General features: G+C 53.6%; 1 rRNA gene. It reads right to left on the bottom strand.

Annotated features, from left to right (window positions below):
• Positions 1 to 2,629 (bottom strand): 23S ribosomal RNA (locus ACWIHY_RS40145); the annotation flags it as partial.
• Positions 2,630 to 2,728 lie beyond the last annotated feature (99 nt).

Here is a 2,728-nt window from a genome sequence, read left to right as displayed (position 1 = left end):
GTGTACGGCCCCCGCAGGTGATCAGGCGCAGTTCCGCCCGGTCGCTCTCGCGGGGGCCTTGGGACCGACTACAGCCCCAGGATGCGATGAGCCGACATCGAGGTGCCAAACCTCCCCGTCGATGTGGACTCTTGGGGGAGATAAGCCTGTTATCCCCGGGGTAGCTTTTATCCGTTGAGCGATGGCCCTTCCATGCGGAACCACCGGATCACTAAGCCCGACTTTCGTCCCTGCTCGACTTGTAGGTCTCGCAGTCAAGCTCCCTTGTGCCTTTACACTCTGCGAATGATTTCCAACCATTCTGAGGGAACCTTTGGGCGCCTCCGTTACCTTTTAGGAGGCGACCGCCCCAGTCAAACTGCCCACCTGACACTGTCTCCCCGCCCGATAAGGGCGGCGGGTTAGAAGGTCAATACAGCCAGGGTAGTATCCCACCGATGCCTCCACCGAAGCTGGCGCTCCGGTTTCCAAGGCTCCTACCTATCCTGTACAAGCTGTACCAACATTCAATATCAGGCTGCAGTAAAGCTCCACGGGGTCTTTCCGTCCTGTCGCGGGTAACCTGCATCTTCACAGGTACTATAATTTCACCGAGTCTCTCGTTGAGACAGTGCCCAGATCGTTGCGCCTTTCGTGCGGGTCGGAACTTACCCGACAAGGAATTTCGCTACCTTAGGACCGTTATAGTTACGGCCGCCGTTTACTGGGGCTTCAATTCGCACCTTCGCTTACGCTAAGCGCTCCTCTTAACCTTCCAGCACCGGGCAGGCGTCAGCCCCTATACTTCGCCTTACGGCTTCGCAGAGACCTGTGTTTTTGCTAAACAGTCGCCTGGGCCTATTCACTGCGGCTCTCTCGGGCTTGCACCCTAACAGAGCACCCCTTCTCCCGAAGTTACGGGGTCATTTTGCCGAGTTCCTTAACGAGAGTTCTCTCGATCACCTTAGGATTCTCTCCTCGCCTACCTGTGTCGGTTTGCGGTACGGGCACCTCTCACCTCGCTAGAGGCTTTTCTTGGCAGTGTGGAATCAGGAACTTCGCTACTATATTTCGCTCGCCATCACAGCTCAGCCTTATGGGAAACGGATTTGCCTATTTCCCAGCCTAACTGCTTGGACGCGGATATCCAATACCGCGCTTACCCTATCCTCCTGCGTCCCCCCATTGCTCAAATGGTGAGGAGGTGGTACAGGAATATCAACCTGTTGTCCATCGCCTACGCCTTTCGGCCTCGGCTTAGGTCCCGACTAACCCTGAGCGGACGAGCCTTCCTCAGGAAACCTTAGGCATTCGGTGGAGGGGATTCTCACCCCTCTTTCGCTACTCATACCGGCATTCTCACTTCTAAGCGCTCCACAAGTCCTTCCGGTCTTGCTTCACAGCCCTTAGAACGCTCTCCTACCACTGTTCGAAGAACAGTCCGCAGCTTCGGTGATACGTTTAGCCCCGGTACATTTTCGGCGCAGAGTCACTCGACCAGTGAGCTATTACGCACTCTTTAAATGGTGGCTGCTTCTAAGCCAACATCCTGGTTGTCTAAGCAACTCCACATCCTTTTCCACTTAACGTATACTTTGGGACCTTAGCTGGCGGTCTGGGCTGTTTCCCTTTCGACTACGGATCTTATCACTCGCAGTCTGACTCCCAAGGATAAGTCATTGGCATTCGGAGTTTGACTGAATTCGGTAACCCGGTAGGGGCCCCTAGTCCAATCAGTGCTCTACCTCCAAGACTCTTACCTTGAGGCTAGCCCTAAAGCTATTTCGGAGAGAACCAGCTATCTCCAGGTTCGATTGGCATTTCACCCCTACCCACACCTCATCCCCGCACTTTTCAACGTGCGTGGGTTCGGGCCTCCATTCAGTGTTACCTGAACTTCACCCTGGACATGGGTAGATCACCTGGTTTCGGGTCTACGACCACGTACTCATGCGCCCTATTCAGACTCGCTTTCGCTGCGGCTCCGCATCTTCTGCTTAACCTTGCACGGGATCGTAACTCGCCGGTTCATTCTACAAAAGGCACGCCATCACCCGTTAACGGGCTCTGACTACTTGTAGGCACACGGTTTCAGGATCTCTTTCACTCCCCTTCCGGGGTGCTTTTCACCTTTCCCTCACGGTACTGGTTCACTATCGGTCACTAGGGAGTATTTAGCCTTGGGAGATGGTCCTCCCGGATTCCGACGGAATTTCACGTGTTCCGCCGTACTCAGGATCCACTCAGGAGAGAACGAAGTTTTGACTACAGGGCTGTTACCTCCTATGGCGGGCCTTTCCAGACCTCTTCATCTACCTCGTTCCTTTGTAACTCCGTACAGAGTGTCCTACAACCCCAAGAGGCAAGCCTCTTGGTTTGGGCTGATCCCGTTTCGCTCGCCGCTACTCAGGGAATCGCATTTGCTTTCTCTTCCTCCGGGTACTTAGATGTTTCAGTTCCCCGGGTCTGCCTTCTCATATCCTATGTATTCAGATATGGATACCACTCCATTACGAGTGGTGGGTTTCCCCATTCGGAAATCTCCGGATCAAAGCTTGCTTACAGCTCCCCGAAGCATATCGGTGTTCGTCCCGTCCTTCATCGGCTCCTAGTGCCAAGGCATCCACCGTGCGCCCTTTCTAACTTAACCGTTAAAAAGAATCACTACGTGATATCTTGCATTACAATTGAATGTGAATTACTTCTGTTATCTAGTTTTCAAAGAACAACGCATAGGACATGCTAACAC

Source organism: Streptomyces sp. NPDC055287 (assembly GCF_053646035.1).
The sequence above is the reverse complement of the archived record's forward strand: the minus strand, read 5'-3'. Positions and strand labels throughout refer to the sequence as shown.